The following is a 20,264-nucleotide window of genomic DNA, read 5'->3' on the forward strand; positions in this document are numbered from 1 at the left end:
GGGCGTTCACGTATGTACCTGGTGATGTCGGCGTCTGGTGACCCGGTTACTGATAAGTCCGTGGCGCGGGGCGAAGAGGTACACGAGGGCGAACACGGTGCCCTGGACCAGGACGATCATGCCGCCGGAGGCGGTGTCGAGGTAGTAACTCAGGTACAGGCCGGTGACGGCCGCGGCGGCGGAGAAGACCGGTGCGATCAGTAGCATGCGCTGGAATCGGTCGGTCAGCAGGTAGGCGGTCGCGCCGGGGATGACCAGCATGGCCACGACCAGGATGACACCGGCGACTTGGAGAGCCACGACGCAGGTGAAGGCGAGCAGTCCGAGCAGGGCCGCGCCGAGCAGACGGGGGGACAGGCCGATGGCCTGCGTATGGGTCGGGTCGAATGCGTAGAGGGTGAAGTCGCGGCGCTTGAGGATCAGCACGGCGAGGGTGACGGCGCCGAGGGCGGCGCTCTGGATCAGGTCGGCGCTGTCGACGCCGAGCAGGCTGCCGAAGATGATGTGGTTGAGGTCCGTCTGGCTGGGGGTGACCGAGATCAGCACGAGGCCGAGGGCGAAGAGGGTGGTGAATACAATGCCGATCGCCGCGTCCTCTTTGATCCGGCTGGTGTCCCGGACCACACCGATGAGCGCGACGGCCAGCACGCCGAAGACGATGGCGCCCAACGCGAACGGCACACCGAGGATGTAGGCCAGCACCACGCCGGGCAGCACGGCGTGGGAGACGGCGTCGCCCATGAGCGACCAGCCGATGAGTACCAGCCAGCAGGACAGCACCGCGCAGACCACGGCCGCGACGAGCGTGGCCGCCAGGGCCCGGACCATGAAGCTGTACGTGAGGGGTTCCAGGAGGAACTCGTAGAGGGTCACACCGTCTCCTCTCGCCGGAGCACGTCCAGACCGAACGCCCGCGCGAGGTTGTCGGGCTGGAGGACCTCGTCCGGTGAGCCGTGGACGAGGACCGTGCGCATGAGCAGGACCGCCTCGTCGGCGAGGCTGGGAAGAGCGTGCAGGTCGTGGGTGGACACCAGGACGGCGGCCCCGTCGCGGGCCAGTTCGCGCAGCAGACCGGTGATGGTGGCCTCCGAGCTCTTGTCGACACCGGCGAAGGGCTCGTCCAGCAGCAGGATGCCGGCCCCCTGGGCGATTCCGCGGGCGACGAACGCGCGTTTGCGCTGGCCGCCGGAGAGCCGTCCGATCTGGCGGTCGGCGAGGTCGGTGAGCTGCACTCGCTCCAGGGCGTGGTCCACAGCCTCGTGGTCGGCGCGACGCGGGCGCCGGGTGAAGCCCATGTGCCCGTAGCGGCCGGTCATCACGACGTCCCGTACCGACAACGGGAACGCCCAGTCCACGTCCTCGCTCTGGGGTACGTAGCCGATCGCTCCGGACTTGCGTGCCCGTGCGGGCGGGCCGCCGTTGACGCACACGGTGCCGCTGTCCGGCTTCAGGGAACCCATGATGGTCTTGAACAGCGTGGACTTGCCCGAGCCGTTCATTCCCACGAGCCCGCACACCCGGCCGGCGGCCAGCGACAGAGTGACGCGATCGAGTGCGACGACGTCGCCGTAACGGACCGTGGCCTGGCCGACGTGGATCGCCGGCGCGCTCATCGAGCGGTCCCGGTCAGCGCGGTGACGATGGTGTCAGCGTCGTGGCGGATCAGGTCGAGGTAGGTGGGCACTGGACCGTCCGGTCCGGACAGCGAGTCGACGTAGAGCACACCGCCGAAACGCGCGCCGCTGGCCGAGGCGACCTGGCGCATCGGCGCGTCGGACACGGTGGACTCGCAGAACACCGCGGGGACCTTGTTCTGTTCGACGAAGTCGATCGTGCGGGTGATCTGCTGCGGAGTGGCCTGCTGCTCGGCGTTGACGGCCCAGATGTACCGTTCGGTCAGGCCCGCGTCTCGTGCGAGGTAGGAGAAGGCGCCCTCACAGGTGACCAGTGCACGTTCGTTGTCCGGCAGGCGGCCCAGCGCACCCACCAGTTCGTCATGAAGCCGTTGCAGCTGTCGCTTGTAGCGCGTGCCGTTGGCCTTGAACGCGGCTGTGTTGTCCGGGGCGAGCTCGCTGAACGCCTTCACCATGTTGTCCACGTAGATCCGCACGTTCAGCGGTGACATCCACGCGTGCGGATTGGCCCGTCCACGGTAGGCGTCCTCGGCGATGTCGATCGGTGTGACTCCTTCGCTGACCACCGCGTGCGGCACGTCGATCTCGGCCACGAACTGCCCGAACCACGCTTCCAGGTGCAGGCCGTTGTCGATGATCAGATCCGCTTTGGCCGCCTTCTTGATGTCGTCCGGTGTGGGCTCGTACCCGTGGATCTCCGCACCGGTCTTGGTGATGGACTCCACCCGGAGGTGGTCTCCCGCGACGTTGGCGGCGATGTCGGCCAGGACCGTGAACGTCGTCAGGACGACCGGCCGCTCGGCACGGGCCGCACTCGCGCTACCGATCCGGCACGCGGCCAGCAGGAACACCATCGTCGTCGCAAAGGCGATCCAGGCGCTGCGGGCGAATCTCTTCGGCATGTGTGGCTCCGCTGGACAGAGGTGGCAAGAGACAGGTTCATCAGGCGCCGGACGCTCCCTGCGGGGGTCACTTCCGTGGCGTGACCTCCGCCATCCGCGACCATCCCTGCCCCTCCGTATCGACGTTGACGATGTCGGGCGTCACGGCCACCACGTCGGGCATCCAGGCCATCGCCGCCTTGAAGTGGTCGGAGTTGACGTGTTCGACGCCCGCCTTCTGGGAGGCGAACGCCTCCAGGAGGACGAAGCGGCCCGGGTCGGCGGTGTCGACGGACCACTCGAAGAAGAGGTTGCCGGGTTCGGCGCGGGTGGCGGCGGTGAAGTCGGCCACGCGGTTGAGCCACTGGTCGCGGTATTCCGGGCGGACGGTGAATCGTACGGCGATGAAGATCATTGAATGCTCCTTGAGACGGCTCCTTGGAACACGTGCGAAGCCCGCGGCGGGGCGCGGTGGCGGAACGGGCGTTGCGCCCGCCCCGTCACCCAACAGGCCTCTGGCTACGGGATGTTGGACGGCCGCGGCAGCCCCTCGGCGAGGTCGCCGATCTCCGGGGAGTGGATGGAGCCGGGATTGCCGATGATCTCCTCGACGATCAGTGTCTCGGTGGTGAGCAGCAGGGCGGCGATGGACGCGGCGCTGAGCAGCGCGCTGCGGGTGACCTTGACCGGGTCGATGATTCCGCGCTGGTGCAGGTCGGCGTAGTCGCCGCGCAGGGCGTCCAGGCCACTGCCGACGGGCAGCGTGGCCACCTTGGCCTCCGCCTCGTCGGGGTCGAGACCGGCGTTGATGGCGATCCAGCGGAGCGGTTCGGCGAGCGCCTTGGCAACGATGGCACGGCCCACCGCGGCGTCCTCGTCACCCCGACCGGGTTCGGGTCCGTCGAGCGCTGCGATGTCCGCCCGGGCGTGCAGCAGCGCCGCGCCGCCACCCGCCACCACGCCGTCCTCGGCCGCCGCTCGGGTGGCGGCGAGCGAGTCCTCCAGGCGCATCTGCTTCTCCTTGAGTTCGACGCCGCTCGCGGCGCCGACGCGGATGACGGCGACGCCGCCGGAGAGTTTCGCGATGCGTTCGCCGAGCTTGTCCTGGTCGTGCTCGTTGGTGGCGCGCTCCATCTCGATCTTGAGGTTCTCGATGCGCTCAGCCACCCGCTCGTCTCCGCCGGCCCCGCCGAGGACGGCGGTGGAGCGTTCGGTGGCGATGACCTTCTCGGCGCGCCCCAGGTCGTCGAGGGTGGCGCCCTCCAGGGTGCGGCCCGCGGTGCCGGTGATGACCCGGCCACCGGTGAGCGCGGCCATGTCCTCCAGTTCGGCGATGCGCCGGAAGCCGAAGCCGGGGGCGCGCACCGCGAGCGAACGGAAGGTGCCGTGCGCCGCGTTGGTGACGAGCATGCCGAGCGCGGGCCCGTCGACGTTCTCGGCGATCACGACCAGCGGGGATCCGGTGCGCATCACCAGCTCCAGGACCGGCATCAGCTCCTGCACCTTGGTGATCTTGGTGTCGCAGTAGAGGAGGTACGGGTTCTCCAGGACGGCTTCCATGCGTCCTTGGTCGGTGACCATGTACGGGGAGATCCAACCGCTGTCGAACTCCAGGCCCTCGGCGTACTCGACGGTGATCCCGAAGGCCGACGACTCCTCCACCGTGACGACGCCGGTGCGGCCGACGCGGGCCACGGCCTGGGCGATGGCCTCGCCGATGGCGGGGTCGTTGTTGGCGGACAGGGCCGCCACCCGGACGAGTTCGCCGTCGGTGCGGACCGGGCGCGACTGGGCGGTCAGCGAGTCGACGGCGGCCGCCACGGCGGCCTCGATGCCGTTCTTCAACAGCACCGGATTGGCACCGTCGTTGACCGCCCTCAGCCCCTCGCGGACGATCGCCTGGGCGAGCACGGTGGCGGTGGTGGTGCCGTCGCCGACGTCCCCGTTGGTGCGGGTGGCCACTTCCTTCACGAGCTGGGCGCCCATGTTGGCGAAGGGGTTCTTGAGCTGGATCTCGCGGGCGATGGTGACGCCGTCGTTGGTGATGGTGGGCGGCCCGGTCAGCTTCTCCAGGACCGCGTTGCGGCCCTTCGGACCGAGGGTGACACGCACGGCGTCGGCCAGCGCGTTCACCCCGCTCTCCAGCAGTGCGCGCGCTTCGGCATTGAAGCGCAGTTCCTTCGCCATGGCGGGGTCGTCCCTTCGGGTACGGCTCGGATGCGGCAGGTGTACGGACGGTGGCGGCGGCCTGCGTGCGGTTTCCGTGGTGCGCCGACCCTCCCGAACGGGGTCCACGGATCGGCCGCCGCCACCTGCTTGGGGTACTGATCAGGGCACGAGGACAGCTCGCCCGCGCACCCGGCCCTGATTCAGGTCGTCCAGGGCTCGGCCGAAGTCGTCCAGCGGGTAGGTGACGGTGTGGAGGGTGACCAGTCCGCGTGCCGCGAGGTCCATCAGTTCCACCAGGTCGGTGTAGGAGCCGACCAGGTTTCCGATGAAGTTGATCTCGGTGGAGATGATGTCGATGGTCGGCACGGACAGGGTTCCGCCGTACCCGATGACGTAGTAGTCGCCGGCCCGGCGCAGCATCCGTACGCCATCCTCCAGGGCGCCGCCCTCGCCGACGAAGTCGAGCACGGCCTCGGCGCCCTGCCCTCCGGTGAGCGCGGCGACCTGGTCGACCTGGCTGCCGTCGGCGACGACGGTGTGGTGCGCGCCTAGCGTCTCGGCGAGCTTCAGTGCCTGCGCCGACCGGTCGACGACGATCAGCTCGGCGGGGGTGAGCGCCCGCAGCACCTGGATGCCGATGTGTCCGAGCCCGCCCGCGCCGATCACCACGGCCTTGGCGCCCGGAGCGAGCGTGCGGGCCGCCTTCTTCGCCGCGTGGTACGCCGTCAGGCCCGCGTCGGCCAGCGCGGCCACGTCGGCCGGGGCGAGGCCCGCGTCGAGCGGGACGACCGCGCGGGCGTTGGTGCGCAGGTACTCCGCGAACCCGCCGTCCGAGTCGATGCCGGGGAAGGCGCTCGCCGCGCAGTGCACGTCGTCACCGCGCCGGCAGGCGGCGCACAGTCCGCAGGTGGCGAGCGGATGGAGGATCACCGGGTCGCCGGGAGCGACCGAGGTGACGGCGGATCCGACCTCCGCGACCCAGCCCGCGTTCTCGTGCCCCTGGACGTACGGCAGGCTCACGCCGCTCTTTGCCTCCCACTGGCCCTCGATGATGTGCAGGTCGGTACGGCACACGCCGGCGCCGCCGATCTTCACGATCACGTCCAGCGGGGAGGAGATCACCGGGTCGGGCACCTCGTCGAGCGTGGGCTGGTGGTCGTACTGGTGCAGTCGTACGGCCTTCATGACGCTTCCTCCCTTCCACGTCGCACGTCCGTCCAACCGGCCGGTCCGTAACGAGTGGCCAACAAGCCCTCGCAGAACTCTGTGTTGGTGCCGATACCGACACCGGCCGTTCGGCCCATGAGCAGGTGCCGCTCCACACCGGCGGCGGGCACGGCGCGTCCCTCGTTGTCGGTGAACAACGGCGCCGACACATCCGCCCGGAGGCCGAGCAGGGCGCGTCGGCGGCGCAGCGTCACCGTCAGGCGCTCGGGCAGGTCGCCCAGGACCGCGTCGGCCATCTGCCGATGGGTCCAGCCGCGCTCCAGCAGCCTCTTGCCGAGACGGGTCTGGGCCGCCAGGTGCCCTTTGCGCAGGAAGACGGCGCGCAGCTCCTGCATGCGGTCGGGGTCGGCGAGCCCCGGGAACGCATCGGCGAACGACTTCTCGCCTCCCACGCCCTGGTTGATCTCGTCGGAGGCGAAGTGGTCCTCCAGAACCACCGTGCACTCCCCAACCCAGGACAGCCGGGCCAGCTCACGCCGGGCGTCCTCCACCATCAGCCAGGCGAAGTTGGGAGCGCAGAAGTAGGTGGGCAGCCGGAGTCTGGCCTCCACCGAGCCGTCGGAGCCGACGCTGACGGAGCGGACGAAGCCGAGTTCGGTGATGGGGCGGTCGAGTTCCGGGTCGAGCACCGCCGCCAGGGCCGCGTTGACGGCGGTGACCCGGTCGACCGCCTCGGTGACGGCGGTCATACCGGCATCTCTGGGGCGGCGGGCAGTTGGGCACTCCCGGGGACCTTCAGGTCGTACAGGCGCGCGTGGTTGAGGCCGAGGATCTTGCGTTTGGCGTCAGTGGTGAGGACGCCGTACTCGGACTGGAGGTCCTCGGGGATCTGGAAGTCGACGAACTTCTCGATCAGCCACTTCGGGCTCCAGATCGCGTAGTCGCTGCCGAACACGATCCGGTCCTCGTTCAGCCAGTACAGCAGCTCGCCCATGATCTGGCCGAAGTAGCGGGGGCGGCTGTGCAGGAACGGCATGACCACCGAGAGGCCCGCGTACACGTTGGGTTCCTGGGCGGCGATCCAGCAGAAGTCGTCGAGGCGGGGCAGCCCGGAGTGCTCCACGATGAAGTTGAGCCCGGGGAAGGCGCTGGCCGCGTGGTCGATGTCGGCGACGTCGAAGGCGTCCCGGTTCAACGGCCAGATGGTGGGGCCCTTGTGGACGTGGATGTTGCGGATGCCGAGCTCCTGGCACAGCGCCAGGTAGTCCTGTGCTTCGGGGTCGCTCAGCTTCCAGCCCTTGGAGGAGCCGCGCCATTCGGCGGTGTAGAGCTTGACGCCCCGCAGGTTCCACTCGGCATGCAGCTTTCGCAGCCGCTCCAGGCCGGCCTCGCCCTCCCTCGGGTCGAAAGCGCCGTTGGCGATGAGCCGGTCGGGGTACTTGCGGGCCAACTGACCATTGCGTTCGGTGGTGTTGAAGCCGTTGCGGTAGAACTCGTTGAGGTACGTGGGCTGGAAGATGCCCCAGTCGACGTATCCGGTCTCGAACAGGTCGTGGACGAGATCCTGTTCGCTGTACTTGCGGAACTTCTCCAGCGGCCACACCCACTCCTGGGGGCTGAGGTTGCGCTGGTAGTCGTAGAAGCAGCGGATGAAGCCCTCACCGTACTTGTTGGCGGTGTTCTCCTCGCTGGCGTCCCAGAAGTGGATGTGTCCGTCGACGATGAAGTAGTCGACGCCGTCCTTGCGGTACATGACTGCTCCTCCCGGGCGTCAGTCGACCGGACTGAGGTCGAAGTCGATGTATTCGGCGGCGTCCTCGGGGTTGGCGAAGAGCACCGTGCGGTCGTCGAGGTGGACCATGCGCCCGTAGTGGGTGGACATGATCTCCTCGAAGTCGGACACGTCGAAGTCGAAGCCGAGGGCACCTGAGATCTCGTCGAAGTCGAAGGTGAGTACCCGCTCGCCGTCGACGCGGATCATCGACGGGTAGTCGGTGACACTGACGTTCTCCTTGGCGCGCATCACATCGGCGACGACATGTCCGTTCTGGTTGTTCATCAGCGTGACGCCGCACATGTTCGACAAGGTGCGGTCGGCGCTGAACGGCTGCGGGGCGGTGGTCACTTGGCGGTCCTCTCGCTCGTGCGGTCGGCGGGTGCCTCAAGGCCCAGGTCCTGTATGAGGCGAGCGAAGCGCTCCTTGGCGCGGTCGAGACTGTCCTCGAAACGGACGGGCTTCTCGGCGGGCTGGGACCACAGCGGCTGCAGCCGGCGTGCGGCGTCGAGGCTCACCGGCGCCCAGCGCTCCAGCCACTCCTGGACGACCTGCTTGTTGCCGGCGCCGTGGGTGGCGTCGCCGAGCAGGAGGGTGAACAGGGCCCGGGTGTAGCGCAGGTCGCGGTCGTAGTCGTTCTCGCCGGCGCCCATCACTGTCGGGGTGGTGTAGTCACCGTTGCGGGCGGCGATCTGCAGGACGAGGTGACTGCGGAACAGCTCGCCGACGAGGGGCTCGAAGACGAGGTTCGTGGCGAACAGGGCCTCGGCCCAGTCCTGTACGGCGGTGAGCCGTTCGGTGTTCTCCCGCACGCCCTGCCAGGCGGGGTCCGTCTGCCACACGTCCCGGTGGGCGGAGCCGTCGAAGCCGTCGAGCTGCTCCTCGATGTCGAGGTTGTACAGCGCGAGGTCCTGGGCGAAGCGGAGTTTGTGGACGCTGTTCACCGCGAGCGCGTTGTTGAGCATGTTGGTGGGCGCGGAGCGCTGGATCGCGACGAACACGTGCATGCCCAGGCCTTGTTCCGCGTGCATCCACGCGCCGACGTGCCGCTCGACGAAGGTACTCCAGGAGCGGCTCCACTGCCCGTAGGCCTCGGCCTTGCGGGCGTTGGCGAGGTTCTGCTGGACCTGCCGCACGACGTTGGCGTTGTTGCGGTAGATCGTCTGCTCCCACTCCTCGTTGGGGTCGAGGAAGCGGTGCCAGTCCGAGGACTTGAGGGCGGTCCAGTCCTGCGGGTAGCCCGAGGAGCCGTCGGCGAAGCCGTAGATCCAGCCCTGCAGCAGGTGGCGCTCCGGGTCGGGCTGGACGTCGAAGGTGACGTCCTCGTACATGCTGGCCCGCATCTTCTGCGGCTTGTAGTAGGAGAAGGTGCGGCTGGTGGAGCTCGGGAAGACGAGGGCTCCCGCCTCGGCGTCGGTGAACTGCGGTTTGGGGAAGCTGCGTTCGGCCTTGGCCGGTTTGTCGGCTTGAGTGGTCATGCGTACGGCTCCTCGCATGGGTCAGGAGGGTCGGGTGTGTGCCCAGGTCGGTGTGTGCACGGATCAGGTGTGTGCGCGTGTCAGGTGTGTGCGCCGGTCAGGTGTGTGCGCCGGTCAGGTGTCGGTGGACGTGGTGAACTTGTCCAGGAAGATCCGCTCCTCGGGCATGCCCTTGGTGGTGAGCAGCTCGAAAGCGGCGTCGCACATGGGTGGTGGGCCGCACAGGTAGGCGTCGGCCTGCGACAGATCGCCCTCGTGCCGGTCGACGACGTCGGTGATCAGCCCCTGCTCGTACGCGCCCGCTCCGTCCTCGGACAGGGCCGGTACGAAGGCGAAGTCGCTGAGGCCGCGACCGAGTTCGGCGATCTCGTCGAGCGCGAACAGGTCCCGCCGGGTGCGCGCCCCGTAGTAGAACCGGGTGCGCCGGGCGCTGCCGGTGGCGGCCAGGCCGCGCAGCTGGGCCAGGATCGGCGCCATGCCGGCGCCGCCCGCGAGCAGGATCAGGTCACGGTCCGGTGCGTCCCGCATCACACAGGTGCCGTAGGGACCCTTGACCGTGAGCGAGTCTCCCGGGTTCAGGGCGCCGCCGAGCAGCCCGGAGAACAGTCCGCCGGGGTAGCGCCTGATGATGAACTCCAGTTCGCCGCCGGGCCCTTCGGCGGGCAGGCCCGCCATGGAGAACGACCGCCACTGGTCGGTGCCGGGCACCTGGATGTCCAGGTACTGCCCGGTGCGGTACGGCAGTTCGTTGGCGGGGTCGATCATCAGGCCGAGCCGGACGATGTCGTGGGTGAGCGGCTCTACCGCGGCGACGGTGGTGCGGGCCTCACGCGGCGGGATGCCGGAGAGGAGCATCTCCTCGTCGTAGTTGATGAGTTCGACGTGGAGGTCGCCGTAGGCGTGCACGCGGCACAGCAGGACGTATCCCTCCTCGCTCTCGTAGTCGGCGAGCGCGAAGCTGGAGTAGCGCTCCATCTGCTGGTCGCCGTCGAGCAGAAAGGACTTGCAGGACGAGCACTGGCCCTCCTTGCAGCCGTGCATGAGGTTGACGCCCTGTCGGAACGCGGCGTCCAGTACGGTCTCGTCCTCGTCGGCCTCGATCTCGATGCCGACCGGTTCGAATCGGATGCGGTGCTTGTCGCCCACAAGGACCAGCCTTCCGGGGCGGCGACCCCGCGACGGGTTCGTCGCCGCCCCTGCCTGTGGTTCGGTCAGGGCCTCGACGGTGTGATGTTGCTGCGGCTGCGGTAGTCCGCGACGTGTGCCTCGCGCTCCTCGTCGGACATCTCGTTGAGCGCCACGTTGGGGCTGATGAGTGTGTTGCCGCGGATGTCGTCGAGCGTCCACAGCTTCTTCGGGTCGTCGAGGTCCAGATGCGGCTGCGGGATCAGCGTCTTGCCGTCGTCGCGGACATAGCCGAGGTCCTTGACGATGTCGGCGAGGTCCTGCCCGTGGTAGCAGCTCTCCCACTCGCGCTTGCCGGTGAGGCGTCCCATCGACGGGGTGGGGCGGCCCTCGTACTCGGGCCGGAACGCGGTGGTGTCGGTCCACGCGCAGGTCTCCGAGCAGTACGTGCGCCACTGACCGTCGACCTTGTCGACCACCATGTCCTGCCGGACCAGGCAGGGCACCATGCAGGACCAGCAGCGGTGCGGGTACTGGTAGCCGACGTCCTCGAAGGTGATCGGCTTGTTGGCGCCGGGATGCCGCATCCGGTTGTACGCCTCCCACCAGGCGCCGTACTCCGCGTACCAGCCCGGGTACTTGGACTCGAACCACTCGAAGTCGTCGTCGGTCATGCCGTCGATGCGCCAGAAGTTCACCGGCCAGCCGGTGGCGAAGAACTGGGCGGTCTTGTGGACGTAGCCCTGGTTCCAGATCCGGTCCCACGCCTTCTCCACAAGGTCGTGCGGGATCTTCAGGCCGTACTTCTCCAGCGGGATCAGGTACGACCGGTAGTAGTCGTCGTAGATCCAGCGGCGCCACATCTCGGCGTAGCTGTCGCGGTCCTTGCGGCGGTCCTTGCTGCCGTACTCGATGAACGTGCCGATGGCGGCGTCCACCACGCAGTGGTTGTTCCACCAGGCGTAGCGCAGGTCGCGCTCCAGGAGCTGCCGGTTGTCCTCGTCGGCCAGCGCCATCAGCAGGATCGAGTAGCCGTTGGAGATGTGCCGGGACTCGTCCGACTGGACCGAGTGGAAGACGGTGGGCAGCAGGTAGTCGCCGTTGGCGGCGGCCTCGGCGGGCATCGCCACGAACAGGGTGTTGGTGAAGGCGGTCTCGGCCACCAGCGTCAGGTAGACGTTGGAGGCGGTGATCGCGTCGCCGGTGATGAACCCCTCGCCGAACTGCCGGCCGATGGTGCCCGCATAGCAGTTCGCGAACGCCTTTTCGGAGATGTCGAACCCGGCGGGGTCGATGTAGTGGTTCATGTAGAGGCGCTTGAGGTTCATCTGGATCGTCGAGTGACGTACCTCGTCGATCATCTGCACCGCGAGTCCGTTGTGCAGCTCCGGGTTGGGCACCGCGCCGATCGCCATCGGCATCGCTCGGGCCGCGCTGATCTCGGGGAAGGGGATGATGGACAGGAACAGCTTCTGCCATTCCATCCAGCGCTCCTGGACCTGGCGGAACATGTTGCCGCGGATGGCGCCGTCCATCGCGCCGTAGACCCGGTTGTCCTTCTCCTCCTCCATCGGGAAGTAGGAGCGCAGGACCTGCTTGAGCGGGTCCTTCTTGGGGGCCTTGTCGAAACGGTAGTCGGTCGCGAAGCGGTTGGCCGGCGTCGCGAACGTCGGATCCCACGACAACTCGGTGATCTTCTTGTGCGCCTTGCTCAGGCTCTGTCGGCTCACGGGTGATACTCCTCCGGCTGGCTCGGCAGCGATGGGGCTCCCGCCGGCTCCGGCACAGCCGGGACCGGAGGGAAGGGACCTCGGTCGCCCGGCGCTGGTGGCGGCGCACTGCCGTAGGTGACCGGGGCGTCGCCCATCGTGGGGCCGGGTGCGGCAGCCGCGCGTCTCAAGTTGAGACGGGGGTCACATCCCGGGTATGGCCACCACCGCACTACCGGACTTAACGTGCCGGACATACCGGAACCCCGAGAGTCATTGCACGGCAGAAGGCGCAGAGCCGATGGAACCTGTGGAATCCGTGGAACCCCTGGAGACGACGAGGCCGTCGCCCACCGTCTCCGCGCTCGGCCTGGACCGTCGCTTCCCGCACCTCAACCCCGTCCATGAGCGTGCCCGGTTCCTGGAGGGCGGGGACTTCTCGTCCTCCGCGGTGCGCCCGCCCATCCTCGACTCCTGGCAGCGCTCCCGCTTCTTCGGCGTGGACTCCGACCGCATCCAGGCCCCCTACAACGCCGACTTCGACCCGCACTCCCGGCTCGCCACGGCCGCCCGACCGGTCCTCGACCGGCTCTCCGACGCGCTCCAGGGGACCCCGATGTGCCTCATCCTGACGGACTCCAAGGGACGGGTGCGTGAGCGCAGGACCGGCGACCGGGCGCTGCACCGGCATCTCGACGACATCAGCCTCGCGCCCGGCTTCAGCTACGCCGAGGAGTACGTCGGCACGAACGGCATCGGCACCGCGGCCGAGGACGGCCGTACGGCACAGGTCTTCGGCTCGGAGCACTTCTCCGAACGGCTGCAGCGGGTGTCGTGCGCGGCGGCGCCCATCCGCAATCCGGTCAGTGGTCGGGTGCTCGGCCTGATCGATCTGACGTCCTGGCAGCACGCCGCCTCGCCGCTGATGGTGGCGCTGGTCCAGGAGGCCGCCGCCGACATCGAGGAGCGGCTGCTCGACATCGGTTCGGAACGCGAACGGGCGGCGCTGCGCGCCTTCTTGACGTCCCGTCAGAGCTCGCGCAGGGCGCTGGTCACGCTCACCGACGGTTTGCTGCTCGCCGACGCGGCCGCGACGGAGATGCTCGGCCCGGCCGACCACCGGCGGCTGCGGGAACTCGCCGCCGATCCGTCAGGGCTGCGCGAGCAGCGGATGCTCCTCAGCGACGGGCGAACCGTGCAAGTCCGGGGCCGCCGGGTGGAGGATGATGAGCCCGGCGGACACCCGGCCGCCTATCTCATCGAACTGCGGCTGGTCCCGGAGCGCGACGAGTCCGCCCAGCACCCCGTGGTCCGCGTGCCGCGGCTGACCGGCATCAGCGGTTCGAGCCCCGGCTTCCGTGGTGTCGTCAGCCAGTTGATCCGCCACTGCGAGCAGGGACGCTGGACGCTCGTGGAGGGAGAGGCGGGCACCGGCAAACAGGCGCTGGTCCGGGCCGTGCACCGTCATGTGGCGCCCACGGCGTCGATCGGCGTGCACGACGCGGCGGGCGCGAGGGGTGGCGCGGCGCCGTGGCTGCAGGCCGTCTTCCAGGATCTTGCCGAGGACCACGGCACGGTCGTACTGCGGCATCTCGATCTGCTGTCCGTGCACGTGCTCGGACAACTCGACGGATTGCTGCGCATCACGGCCGGGCGCTCCGGCTGGGTGGCCGCGCTGCTCACCCATGGCCGGCCCAGGCTGCCCGGCGCGGGTGCCGAAGCGCTGCCGGACGCCGACGGGGTGGCCGCGTCTCGGCAGGCAGGTCACGCGGCCGCGGTGTGGGCGAGGTTCGGGGCCGAGGTCACCGTCCCGCCGCTGCGACACCGTACGGCCGACATCCCCGCGCTCGTGACCTGCCTGCTGGCCCGCCATGGTGGCGACAGCGGAGGCGTCCGGTGCACGGACGACGCGGTGCGAGCCCTCTCCCGGGCGCCTTGGCCAGGAAACGTCCGTCAACTCGATGGCTCACTCCGATACGCGCAGGCGCACCGTTCGGGCCCTCTGATCGAGGAGTCCGACCTCCCGCCGTCCCTGCTCTCCCAGGCTCAACACTCCCTGTCCGCCTGGGAATCCACGGAACGCGACCTGATCGTCCAGTCCCTCCTCGACCACGGCGGAGACAAGGCGAAGGCGGCAAAGGCGCTGGGCATCTCCCGGGCGACGATCTACCGCAAGATCACGGCGTACGGGATCCGGCTGGGGCCGGAGAAGGGGTGACGCCGGGAGGTGACGTGGCACCGACAGCGTCCGGTTCGGCGGGTGACGTAGTCAGCGTCGTGTGCCCTTCCTCGCTCTTCCGGTCCGGGCGTTCCACAGCCATAGGCCGCACGCCTCCCAGCAGCCTAGTACGGCACCCGTGAGGGCGACTCCGGGTCCGGCCGGGACACCCGCCACGGTCGCCACCGCACCGCACACCGCCAGCAGGACCCCGAACCCGCCCAGGGCCAGCAGCCGTTCTCGGTGCCCCCACGGCTGTTTCGCCATGTCCGCCCTCCCACTCGTCACGCTCCACCTTGAGGCGTCGTCCTGAGCATGTCGGAGGGCATCGAAGGGGGGAGTCTCACTGTGAGACGCTCCAGCTCGCGGGGACTGCTACCTGCCGTTCGGCGACGGCCATACTGAGATGATCTACGGCGGCCGCTGTTTCATCGCCGGGTACTGCCCGACGGGTCCGGTCCGCTCGCCAGCGGACCGGGTCTCGGTTCCTGCACCGGTCTGTGGTCACCCAGCGCTCCTCAGTCCTGGAGGGCCTCTATGCGGGCAGGCACGTGCTTGTGCCACGGCGTGCCGGCGATCGGGTCGCGCCAGTGCAGGTCGGTGAGGGTGTTCAGGGCGACGCCGGTGCGACAGGTGCCGTGTGCGGACGCAGGCAGTGGACCTGCGCACTCAAGCCGCGCATGTTGGCGGACCGTTCCGGGCGGCCCGACACGCTGCCCGCTCGCCGCCGCTGTCCGGGATCGACCACGGAGACGAGCCGTTCACGAACGGGCACCCGGTGCCCGGGGCGGAGTCAGCCGAGAGAGATGTCCCCGTCCCGCAAGGCGTCCAGAGCGGATGCGTACATACGGGCCTTGATGGTGCCGAGCGTGTCGCCGGCCTTTCCGACCTGAGCCTGGGCGATCTCGATGGCGGTCCGGCTTACGGCATCCTCGTCCACCGCGCGGTCGACGAGGGCTACGGCGAGGGCGTCCTGGCCCCCGTAGCGGCGGGCCGTGGTCATGGCCTCGTGCGCGGTCTGCGGGGTCAGCCGGGACTGGATCAGCGCGGACATCCCCGGGGTGAAGGGGATGTTGATGTCGGCCTCGGGCAGACACCAGTAGCCGCGGTCGGCCCGCATCACACGGAAGTCGTGCGCGAGGGAGAACATCGCGCCTGCCGCGAATGTGTGCCCCTGCAGGGCGGCCACGGTGATCACGGGCAGCGACAGCATCCGCGCGAGGAGTGCGTGGACGCTGGCGACATACTCCTTTTGCTGGTCGGCGTGGGCGAACAGCCAGTCCAGGTCCAGGCCGTTGGAGTAGAACTTCCCCGTGGCGGCGGTCACCAGAGCACGCGGCCCGTCCGCCTTCTCCACCTCGTCCAGCGCGGCATTGACGGCGGCGAGCCAGTCGGGGTGGAAGCGATTCTCGCCGTCCCCGAGGTCGAGGACGAAGACGTTGTCCTGGCGATCGAGCGTGGGCATTGCGGTTCCTTGTGGTGGGAGTGGAATTCGGGTGACAGGTGGTCAAGGTCGTTGTGTTGGGCCGGTGTCGGGAGGGTCGCGCAGGGCGTAGGTCAACAGGTCATGGATCTCCGCGGCGGCCGCCTCCAACGGGGCGGCGCTCTGCTCGGCCCGGCACATGATCACCGCGCCTTCGGCCGCGGCGACGAGGAAGGCGGCCAGCCGCTTGCCCCGCTCCTCGGGCAGTCCGTGCCGGACGAACTTGGCGGCGAGCGCCTCCTGCCATCGCCCGAAGACCGCGGCCGCCAAACGGGCCAGCTGCGGGGCCTCGTCGTTGCTCTCCACTGCTACCGCCACGATCGGGCAGCCGGCCCGGAACTCGCTGTCAACGAGCTGCTCGCGCCACATGGAGAAGAAGGCGTCGATCGCCTCCACCGGGTCGTGGGCCTGCGTCATGTTCTCGATCAGACCGCCGATGAAGTCACCGGCGAACGTCACTGCCTCGTCGATCAACTGCGCCCGCCCGCCGGGAAAGTGGTAGTAGACCGAGCCGCGCGGGGCACCGCTGTGCCCGAGCACGCGGTCGATGCTGGTCGCGCTCGCTCCGTACTCGCGCAGCAGCACCGCGGCACTGACCACCATTCGATCCCGGCTGCCACCCTTGCGCGGGCTCATACGGCCGTTACCCCGACGACTGCGTGTCCGACGAGCCCGCGCTCGGACAGCGGACTATTGACCATGCTGTGCGCCTTCCTTGCATGGGTGAAGACTCTCTCCAGCCGCTCGAAAATGCCCAGGGTGCGGTCGCGCGATGTGACGGTTCCTCGGGACCCGGCGCGCGGTGCTCCTCATTTGCGGTAACCGTCGCTCCAGGCTCGCGCGCGGGGCACCAGTCCTTGCTCAGCACATCAGGCGTGTGACACTGCGACTGGTACAGCGCCTCGACGCTGGCTGCAACGCCGTCGCGGTGAGACAGTTCGGCGGTCGCATCGTGCGGCAGCCACTCGGCGCGTCTTGGTCCGTTCGCTGAGGTGGCGCAGGCCGGCCACGGTGCGGGACAGATGGCCGGTGCGTATCTTCGAGTCGTCCTCGCGGTAGGTCCGGTCCCGGACCTGGTGCAAAAGGTTCGTCGTCGGCTCCGCGCCATACGGGAGCTGCCCATGCGCGCACCCCAGGCCGCCCCTTCACTCAACCGAGGAACGACAGCCCCTACCGCGTCCGCGGATCGTCTAGCCACCTCGAACCACAGCCTCCATCCACCAAGACAGTCCCCACTCACCAAGATCCGGACCAGGAACGGACCAACCCAGCCTCGCCTCCTGTGATTTCACTCATTTTCGCAGGCCAGGAGCGGTCGGGACGGTGTACGACCAGCAGACGAAGAATCTGCCCGCGTACATCCTTCAGAGCCACAGGGCCCAGCAAGCGCTCTCGCGCTGCCTGATAGAAGATGCTCGAAACTGCCATATCTCACAAAGTGTGAGTGTCAAATTTGACACAAACCATCGGCGGAAACGCTCAGCCAGGTCGCCGGCTCAGCGTCCTCCTGATGTCACTCCCTCAGACGAGCACTCGCCCTGAACAGGAACTTTCCCCAGCCCCTTCCGTGAGACGGAAGAGGTATTGCGCCCCCGTGACGCCCTTCCGGACGATGTCCCCAATCACCCAATGACGGGAGCCGCAGCCATGCCGCACACCACCGCCTTCGCCAGGAACCAGTGGTACGTCGCCGCCTACAGCCACGAGGTCGGACGCGAGGAGCTGCTCGGCCGGACGATCCTCGGTGAGCCGCTCGTCTTCTACCGCACCGAGGACGGGGCGCCCGTCGTCCTGCACGACCGCTGTGTGCACCGGCGCTACCCGCTGTCCGAGAGCCGCCTCGACGGCGACCGGATCGTGTGCGGCTATCACGGCTTCACGTACGACACGACCGGCACGTGCGTGTACGTGCCGGGGCAGAAGCGCGTCCCGCGCACCGCCCGCGTCGCCTCGTACCCGGTCGTGGAGCAGGACTCCCTGGTGTGGGTGTGGATCGGCGACCCGGCGCTCGCCGACCCGCAGACGATTCCGCGGGCGCGGCACCTCGACTCCCCCGGCTGGACCACCGTCCGCGGCATGGAGCCGATCGACGCCGACTACGGCCTGCTGGTCGACAATCTTCTCGACCTGTCCCACGAGACGTACCTGCACGGCGGCTACATCGGCACCCCGGAGGTCGCCGAGACCCCGATCACCACCGAGGTCGACGAGGGCGCGGGGATCGTCCGCGTGAGCCGGCACATGGCCGACGCCGCCTGCCCGCCCTTCTACGCCAAGTCCACCGGCATCGAGGGCCGGATCACCCGCTGGCAGGACATCGAGTACCACGCGCCGTGCCTGTATCTGCTGCACAGCCGGATCGCGCCGGTCGGGGTGGTGCCCGAGCCCGACGGCAGCGACCCGGGCGGCTTCCACACCGAGATCACGTACGCCATCACCCCGTCCGCCGACGGCAAGGTGTACGACTTCTGGATGGTCTCGCGCGACTGGGCGACCGAGGACGACGAGGTCACCGAGTTCCTGCGGGGCAACAACCACACCGTCGTCATGCAGGACGTCGACGCGCTCAACCTGCTCCAGGAGACGCTCGGCACCGAGCGCGCCGGTTACCAGGAGCTGAGCATCAACATCGACACCGGCGGTCTGGCGGCCCGCCGTATCCTCGCCCGGCTGGTCGAGGAGGGCGACAAGCCCATGGAGAAGGTCCTGTGACGAGCCCGACCGGAGAGATCTACCGCATCGACTGGCTGCCGGGCACCGACGTGCTGCACGGCACCTGTCACTGCGGCCGCGAGCACACCTCGCAGGACCCCATCGAGATGTGGGAGTGGATGCTCGCCCACCCGCAGGGACACGAGCCGCAAGGACACGAGCCGCAGGGAAACAGCTCATGACCGCCTACGAAGCCGAACTCGTCGTCGACCGCAGGGAGTCGGCCGCCGACGGTGTGCTCGCCCTGACCCTGCGCCATCCGCTGGGCGAGCAGCTCCCGGCCTGGGAGGCGGGTGCCCACATCGACGTCGTCCTCGGCCCGGATCTGGAGAGGCAGTACTCGTTGTGCGGCGACCCGGCCGACCGCACCGCCTGGCGGATCGCCGTGCTGCGCGAGCCCGACGGGCGCGGTGGATCGTCGTACGTGCACGAGCGGTTGGGGCAGGGCGACAAGGTCCGGGTGCGTGGGCCGCGCAATCACTTCGCCCTGCGGCCCGCCCCCCGCTACCGCTTCGTCGCGGGCGGCATCGGCATCACGCCCATCCTGCCGATGCTGGCCGCCGCGGAAGCGGCGGGCGCCGAGTGGTCTCTGCTCTACGGCGGCCGTACGCGGGCGTCCATGGCGTTCGCCGGGGAGTTGAGTGCGTACGGCGACCGGGTCACGATCGCTCCCCAGGACGAGGCCGGACTGCTGGACCTCGCCTCGGTGCTCGACGACCTGCCCGAGGGCACGCTCGTCTACTGCTGCGGTCCCGGGCCGCTGCTCGACGCGGTGGAGGAGCGCTGCCCGGCCGGGGCGCTGCATGTGGAGCGCTTCCAGCCCAAGGCCCAAGAGGCGTCGGGGAACACCGAGTTCGAGGTCGAGCTGGCCCGCAGCGGGCGCACGCTCACCGTCCCCGCGGACGTCTCCGTGCTCGACACCGTGCGCGCCGCCGGCGTCGAGGTGCTCTTCTCCTGCACCGAGGGCACCTGCGGTACGTGTGAGACCGACGTCCTCGAAGGCACCCCGGACCACCGGGACTCGGTGCTCGACGACGAGGAGCGGGCGGCCGGCGAGACGATGCTCATCTGTGTGTCCCGGTGTCTTGGGAAGCGGCTCGTGCTGGACCTGTGATCCGCAGGTCTGCCTCGATCCCGGCCACCGCCGCGAGCAGGTGCGGCAGCAGGTCGCGGCGTACGGAGTCGACGGAGGTGCGGCCGGCGTGCACGGCGATGTTCACGCCGGCCGCCACCGCGCCGTCCCGGTCGCGCACCGGGGCGCCGACCGAGAGGAGCCCCTCCTCCAGCTCCTGATCGACGAGCGCGTATCCCTGACGCCGTATCAGACCGAGTTCGACGCGCAGGGCGTCCGCCGAGACGAGGGTGCGCGCGGTCAGCGGACTCAGGTCCGCGCGGGCGAGCCGGGCGTCGATCTCCGCGTCCGGCAGATGCGCGAGGATCACCCGGCCCACGGAGGTGACGTGGGCCGGGAAGCGGGTGCCCACGGTGATCGTCGCCGACATGATGCGGCGGGTCGGGACCCGCGCCACGTACACCACGTCGTCGCCGTCGAGGACGCACAGCGACGACGACTCCCCCACCTTCGCGACGAGTTGCTCCAGATGCGGTTCGGCGATCTGCGGCAGCGTGAAGCTGGACAGGTAGGAGTAGCCGAGCTCCAGGACACGCGGCGTGAGGCGGAAGTGCCGCCCCTCCAGCTGGACATACCCGAGATCGGCCAGGGTCAGCAGCAGCCGTCGGGCGGCGGCGCGGGTCAGTTCGCAGGCGCGGGCCACCTCGCTGAGCGTGCGCGCCGGATGCTCGGCGTCGAAGCAGCGGATGACGGCGAGTCCGTGCTCGAAGGACCTCACGAAGTGTGGTGCGCGGACTGTCTCGGGCATCGTCGCAGCCTCCTGACTGTCAACCGACCTGCTG

20 protein-coding genes are annotated in these 20,264 nt (G+C 69.1%); 4 read left to right on the forward strand and 16 right to left on the reverse strand.

Translation table 11 applies throughout. The features are described 5' to 3' along the window. Window positions 1-6: 6 nt before the first annotated feature. The 12 genes from AB0I77_RS37100 to AB0I77_RS37155 form a co-directional block, all read right to left on the reverse strand. A complete protein-coding gene (locus tag AB0I77_RS37100) occupies window positions 7-873 on the reverse strand; it encodes a metal ABC transporter permease (RefSeq protein WP_363287182.1) in 867 nt (288 codons plus the stop codon). Next, entirely contained in the window at window positions 870-1,613 is a 744-nt protein-coding gene (locus AB0I77_RS37105) for a metal ABC transporter ATP-binding protein (RefSeq protein WP_363287183.1), read from the reverse strand. Before AB0I77_RS37105 ends, AB0I77_RS37100 begins: the two co-directional genes overlap by 4 nt. Beyond that, the gene (locus tag AB0I77_RS37110) at window positions 1,610-2,536 is read right to left on the reverse strand and encodes a metal ABC transporter substrate-binding protein (RefSeq protein ID WP_363287184.1); all 927 of its coding nucleotides are present in this window, start codon (window positions 2,534-2,536) and stop codon (window positions 1,610-1,612) included. Before AB0I77_RS37110 ends, AB0I77_RS37105 begins: the two co-directional genes overlap by 4 nt. Window positions 2,537-2,603: 67 nt before the next feature. Further along, entirely contained in the window at window positions 2,604-2,930 is a 327-nt protein-coding gene (locus AB0I77_RS37115; protein ID WP_363287185.1) for a putative quinol monooxygenase, read from the reverse strand. 104 nt (window positions 2,931-3,034) lie between these two features. Next, window positions 3,035-4,702, reverse strand: coding sequence for a chaperonin GroEL (groL, locus tag AB0I77_RS37120; RefSeq protein ID WP_363287186.1), 1,668 nt, complete (start codon window positions 4,700-4,702; stop codon window positions 3,035-3,037). 141 nt (window positions 4,703-4,843) lie between these two features. After that, window positions 4,844-5,869, reverse strand: a complete 1,026-nt coding sequence (locus AB0I77_RS37125) for an NAD(P)-dependent alcohol dehydrogenase (RefSeq protein WP_363287187.1) — start codon at window positions 5,867-5,869, stop codon at window positions 4,844-4,846. Further along, complete coding sequence (locus AB0I77_RS37130) at window positions 5,866-6,600, reverse strand: iron-sulfur cluster assembly protein (RefSeq protein ID WP_363287188.1); 735 nt, start codon at window positions 6,598-6,600, stop codon at window positions 5,866-5,868. The genes AB0I77_RS37125 and AB0I77_RS37130 overlap by 4 nt, the downstream gene beginning before the upstream one ends. Beyond that, on the reverse strand, window positions 6,597-7,604 hold the full coding sequence (locus AB0I77_RS37135; protein ID WP_363287189.1) for an amidohydrolase family protein: 1,008 nt from the start codon (window positions 7,602-7,604) through the stop codon (window positions 6,597-6,599). The genes AB0I77_RS37130 and AB0I77_RS37135 overlap by 4 nt, the downstream gene beginning before the upstream one ends. An 18-nt stretch (window positions 7,605-7,622) precedes the next feature. Then, the gene (gene mimD, locus AB0I77_RS37140; protein ID WP_363287190.1) at window positions 7,623-7,976 is read right to left on the reverse strand and encodes a propane 2-monooxygenase effector subunit MimD; all 354 of its coding nucleotides are present in this window, start codon (window positions 7,974-7,976) and stop codon (window positions 7,623-7,625) included. After that, window positions 7,973-9,103 carry an aromatic/alkene monooxygenase hydroxylase subunit beta gene (locus AB0I77_RS37145; protein ID WP_363287191.1) on the reverse strand — a complete coding sequence of 377 codons (1,131 nt, stop codon included), beginning with the start codon at window positions 9,101-9,103 and terminating at the stop codon, window positions 7,973-7,975. Before AB0I77_RS37145 ends, mimD begins: the two co-directional genes overlap by 4 nt. A 114-nt stretch (window positions 9,104-9,217) precedes the next feature. Beyond that, window positions 9,218-10,249, reverse strand: a complete 1,032-nt coding sequence (locus AB0I77_RS37150) for a 2Fe-2S iron-sulfur cluster binding domain-containing protein (protein WP_363287192.1) — start codon at window positions 10,247-10,249, stop codon at window positions 9,218-9,220. A 65-nt stretch (window positions 10,250-10,314) separates the two neighbouring features. Beyond that, a complete protein-coding gene (locus tag AB0I77_RS37155; RefSeq protein ID WP_363287193.1) occupies window positions 10,315-11,958 on the reverse strand; it encodes a methane monooxygenase in 1,644 nt (547 codons plus the stop codon). 280 nt (window positions 11,959-12,238) lie between these two features. Here AB0I77_RS37155 and AB0I77_RS37160 point away from each other — a divergent pair, with 280 nt between their 5' ends. Beyond that, window positions 12,239-14,155 carry a GAF domain-containing protein gene (locus tag AB0I77_RS37160; RefSeq protein WP_363287194.1) on the forward strand — a complete coding sequence of 639 codons (1,917 nt, stop codon included), beginning with the start codon at window positions 12,239-12,241 and terminating at the stop codon, window positions 14,153-14,155. Window positions 14,156-14,206: 51 nt separating this feature from the next. Here AB0I77_RS37160 and AB0I77_RS37165 read toward each other — a convergent pair whose 3' ends face one another. From AB0I77_RS37165 to AB0I77_RS37175, 3 genes are all read right to left on the reverse strand, one after another. Then, window positions 14,207-14,422, reverse strand: a complete 216-nt coding sequence (locus AB0I77_RS37165) for a hypothetical protein (protein WP_363287195.1) — start codon at window positions 14,420-14,422, stop codon at window positions 14,207-14,209. A 526-nt stretch (window positions 14,423-14,948) separates the two neighbouring features. Beyond that, window positions 14,949-15,620 (reverse strand): enoyl-CoA hydratase-related protein, encoded by a 672-nt coding sequence (locus AB0I77_RS37170; RefSeq protein WP_363287196.1) that lies wholly within the window; start codon window positions 15,618-15,620, stop codon window positions 14,949-14,951. A gap of 42 nt (window positions 15,621-15,662) precedes the next feature. Continuing rightward, window positions 15,663-16,274, reverse strand: coding sequence for a TetR/AcrR family transcriptional regulator (locus AB0I77_RS37175; RefSeq protein WP_363287197.1), 612 nt, complete (start codon window positions 16,272-16,274; stop codon window positions 15,663-15,665). Window positions 16,275-17,285: 1,011 nt separating this feature from the next. On the opposite strand from AB0I77_RS37175, the gene AB0I77_RS37180 reads away from it, so the two are divergent. Genes AB0I77_RS37180 through AB0I77_RS37190 form a run of 3 tightly spaced genes read left to right on the forward strand, consistent with a single transcriptional unit; the run spans window position 17,286 to window position 19,464 of the window. Continuing rightward, a complete protein-coding gene (locus AB0I77_RS37180; protein ID WP_363287198.1) occupies window positions 17,286-18,350 on the forward strand; it encodes an aromatic ring-hydroxylating dioxygenase subunit alpha in 1,065 nt (354 codons plus the stop codon). Next, a complete protein-coding gene (locus tag AB0I77_RS37185) occupies window positions 18,347-18,532 on the forward strand; it encodes a hypothetical protein (protein ID WP_363287199.1) in 186 nt (61 codons plus the stop codon). Before AB0I77_RS37180 ends, AB0I77_RS37185 begins: the two co-directional genes overlap by 4 nt. Then, window positions 18,529-19,464 carry a PDR/VanB family oxidoreductase gene (locus AB0I77_RS37190; protein ID WP_363287200.1) on the forward strand — a complete coding sequence of 312 codons (936 nt, stop codon included), beginning with the start codon at window positions 18,529-18,531 and terminating at the stop codon, window positions 19,462-19,464. Before AB0I77_RS37185 ends, AB0I77_RS37190 begins: the two co-directional genes overlap by 4 nt. Here AB0I77_RS37190 and AB0I77_RS37195 read toward each other — a convergent pair. After that, on the reverse strand, window positions 19,415-20,230 hold the full coding sequence (locus tag AB0I77_RS37195; RefSeq protein ID WP_363287201.1) for an IclR family transcriptional regulator C-terminal domain-containing protein: 816 nt from the start codon (window positions 20,228-20,230) through the stop codon (window positions 19,415-19,417). The two genes, AB0I77_RS37190 and AB0I77_RS37195, sit on opposite strands and share 50 nt — an antisense overlap. Window positions 20,231-20,264 lie beyond the last annotated feature (34 nt).

Origin of the sequence: Streptomyces sp. NPDC050619, assembly GCF_040654815.1 — a bacterium.
Lineage (GTDB): Bacteria > Actinomycetota > Actinomycetes > Streptomycetales > Streptomycetaceae > Streptomyces.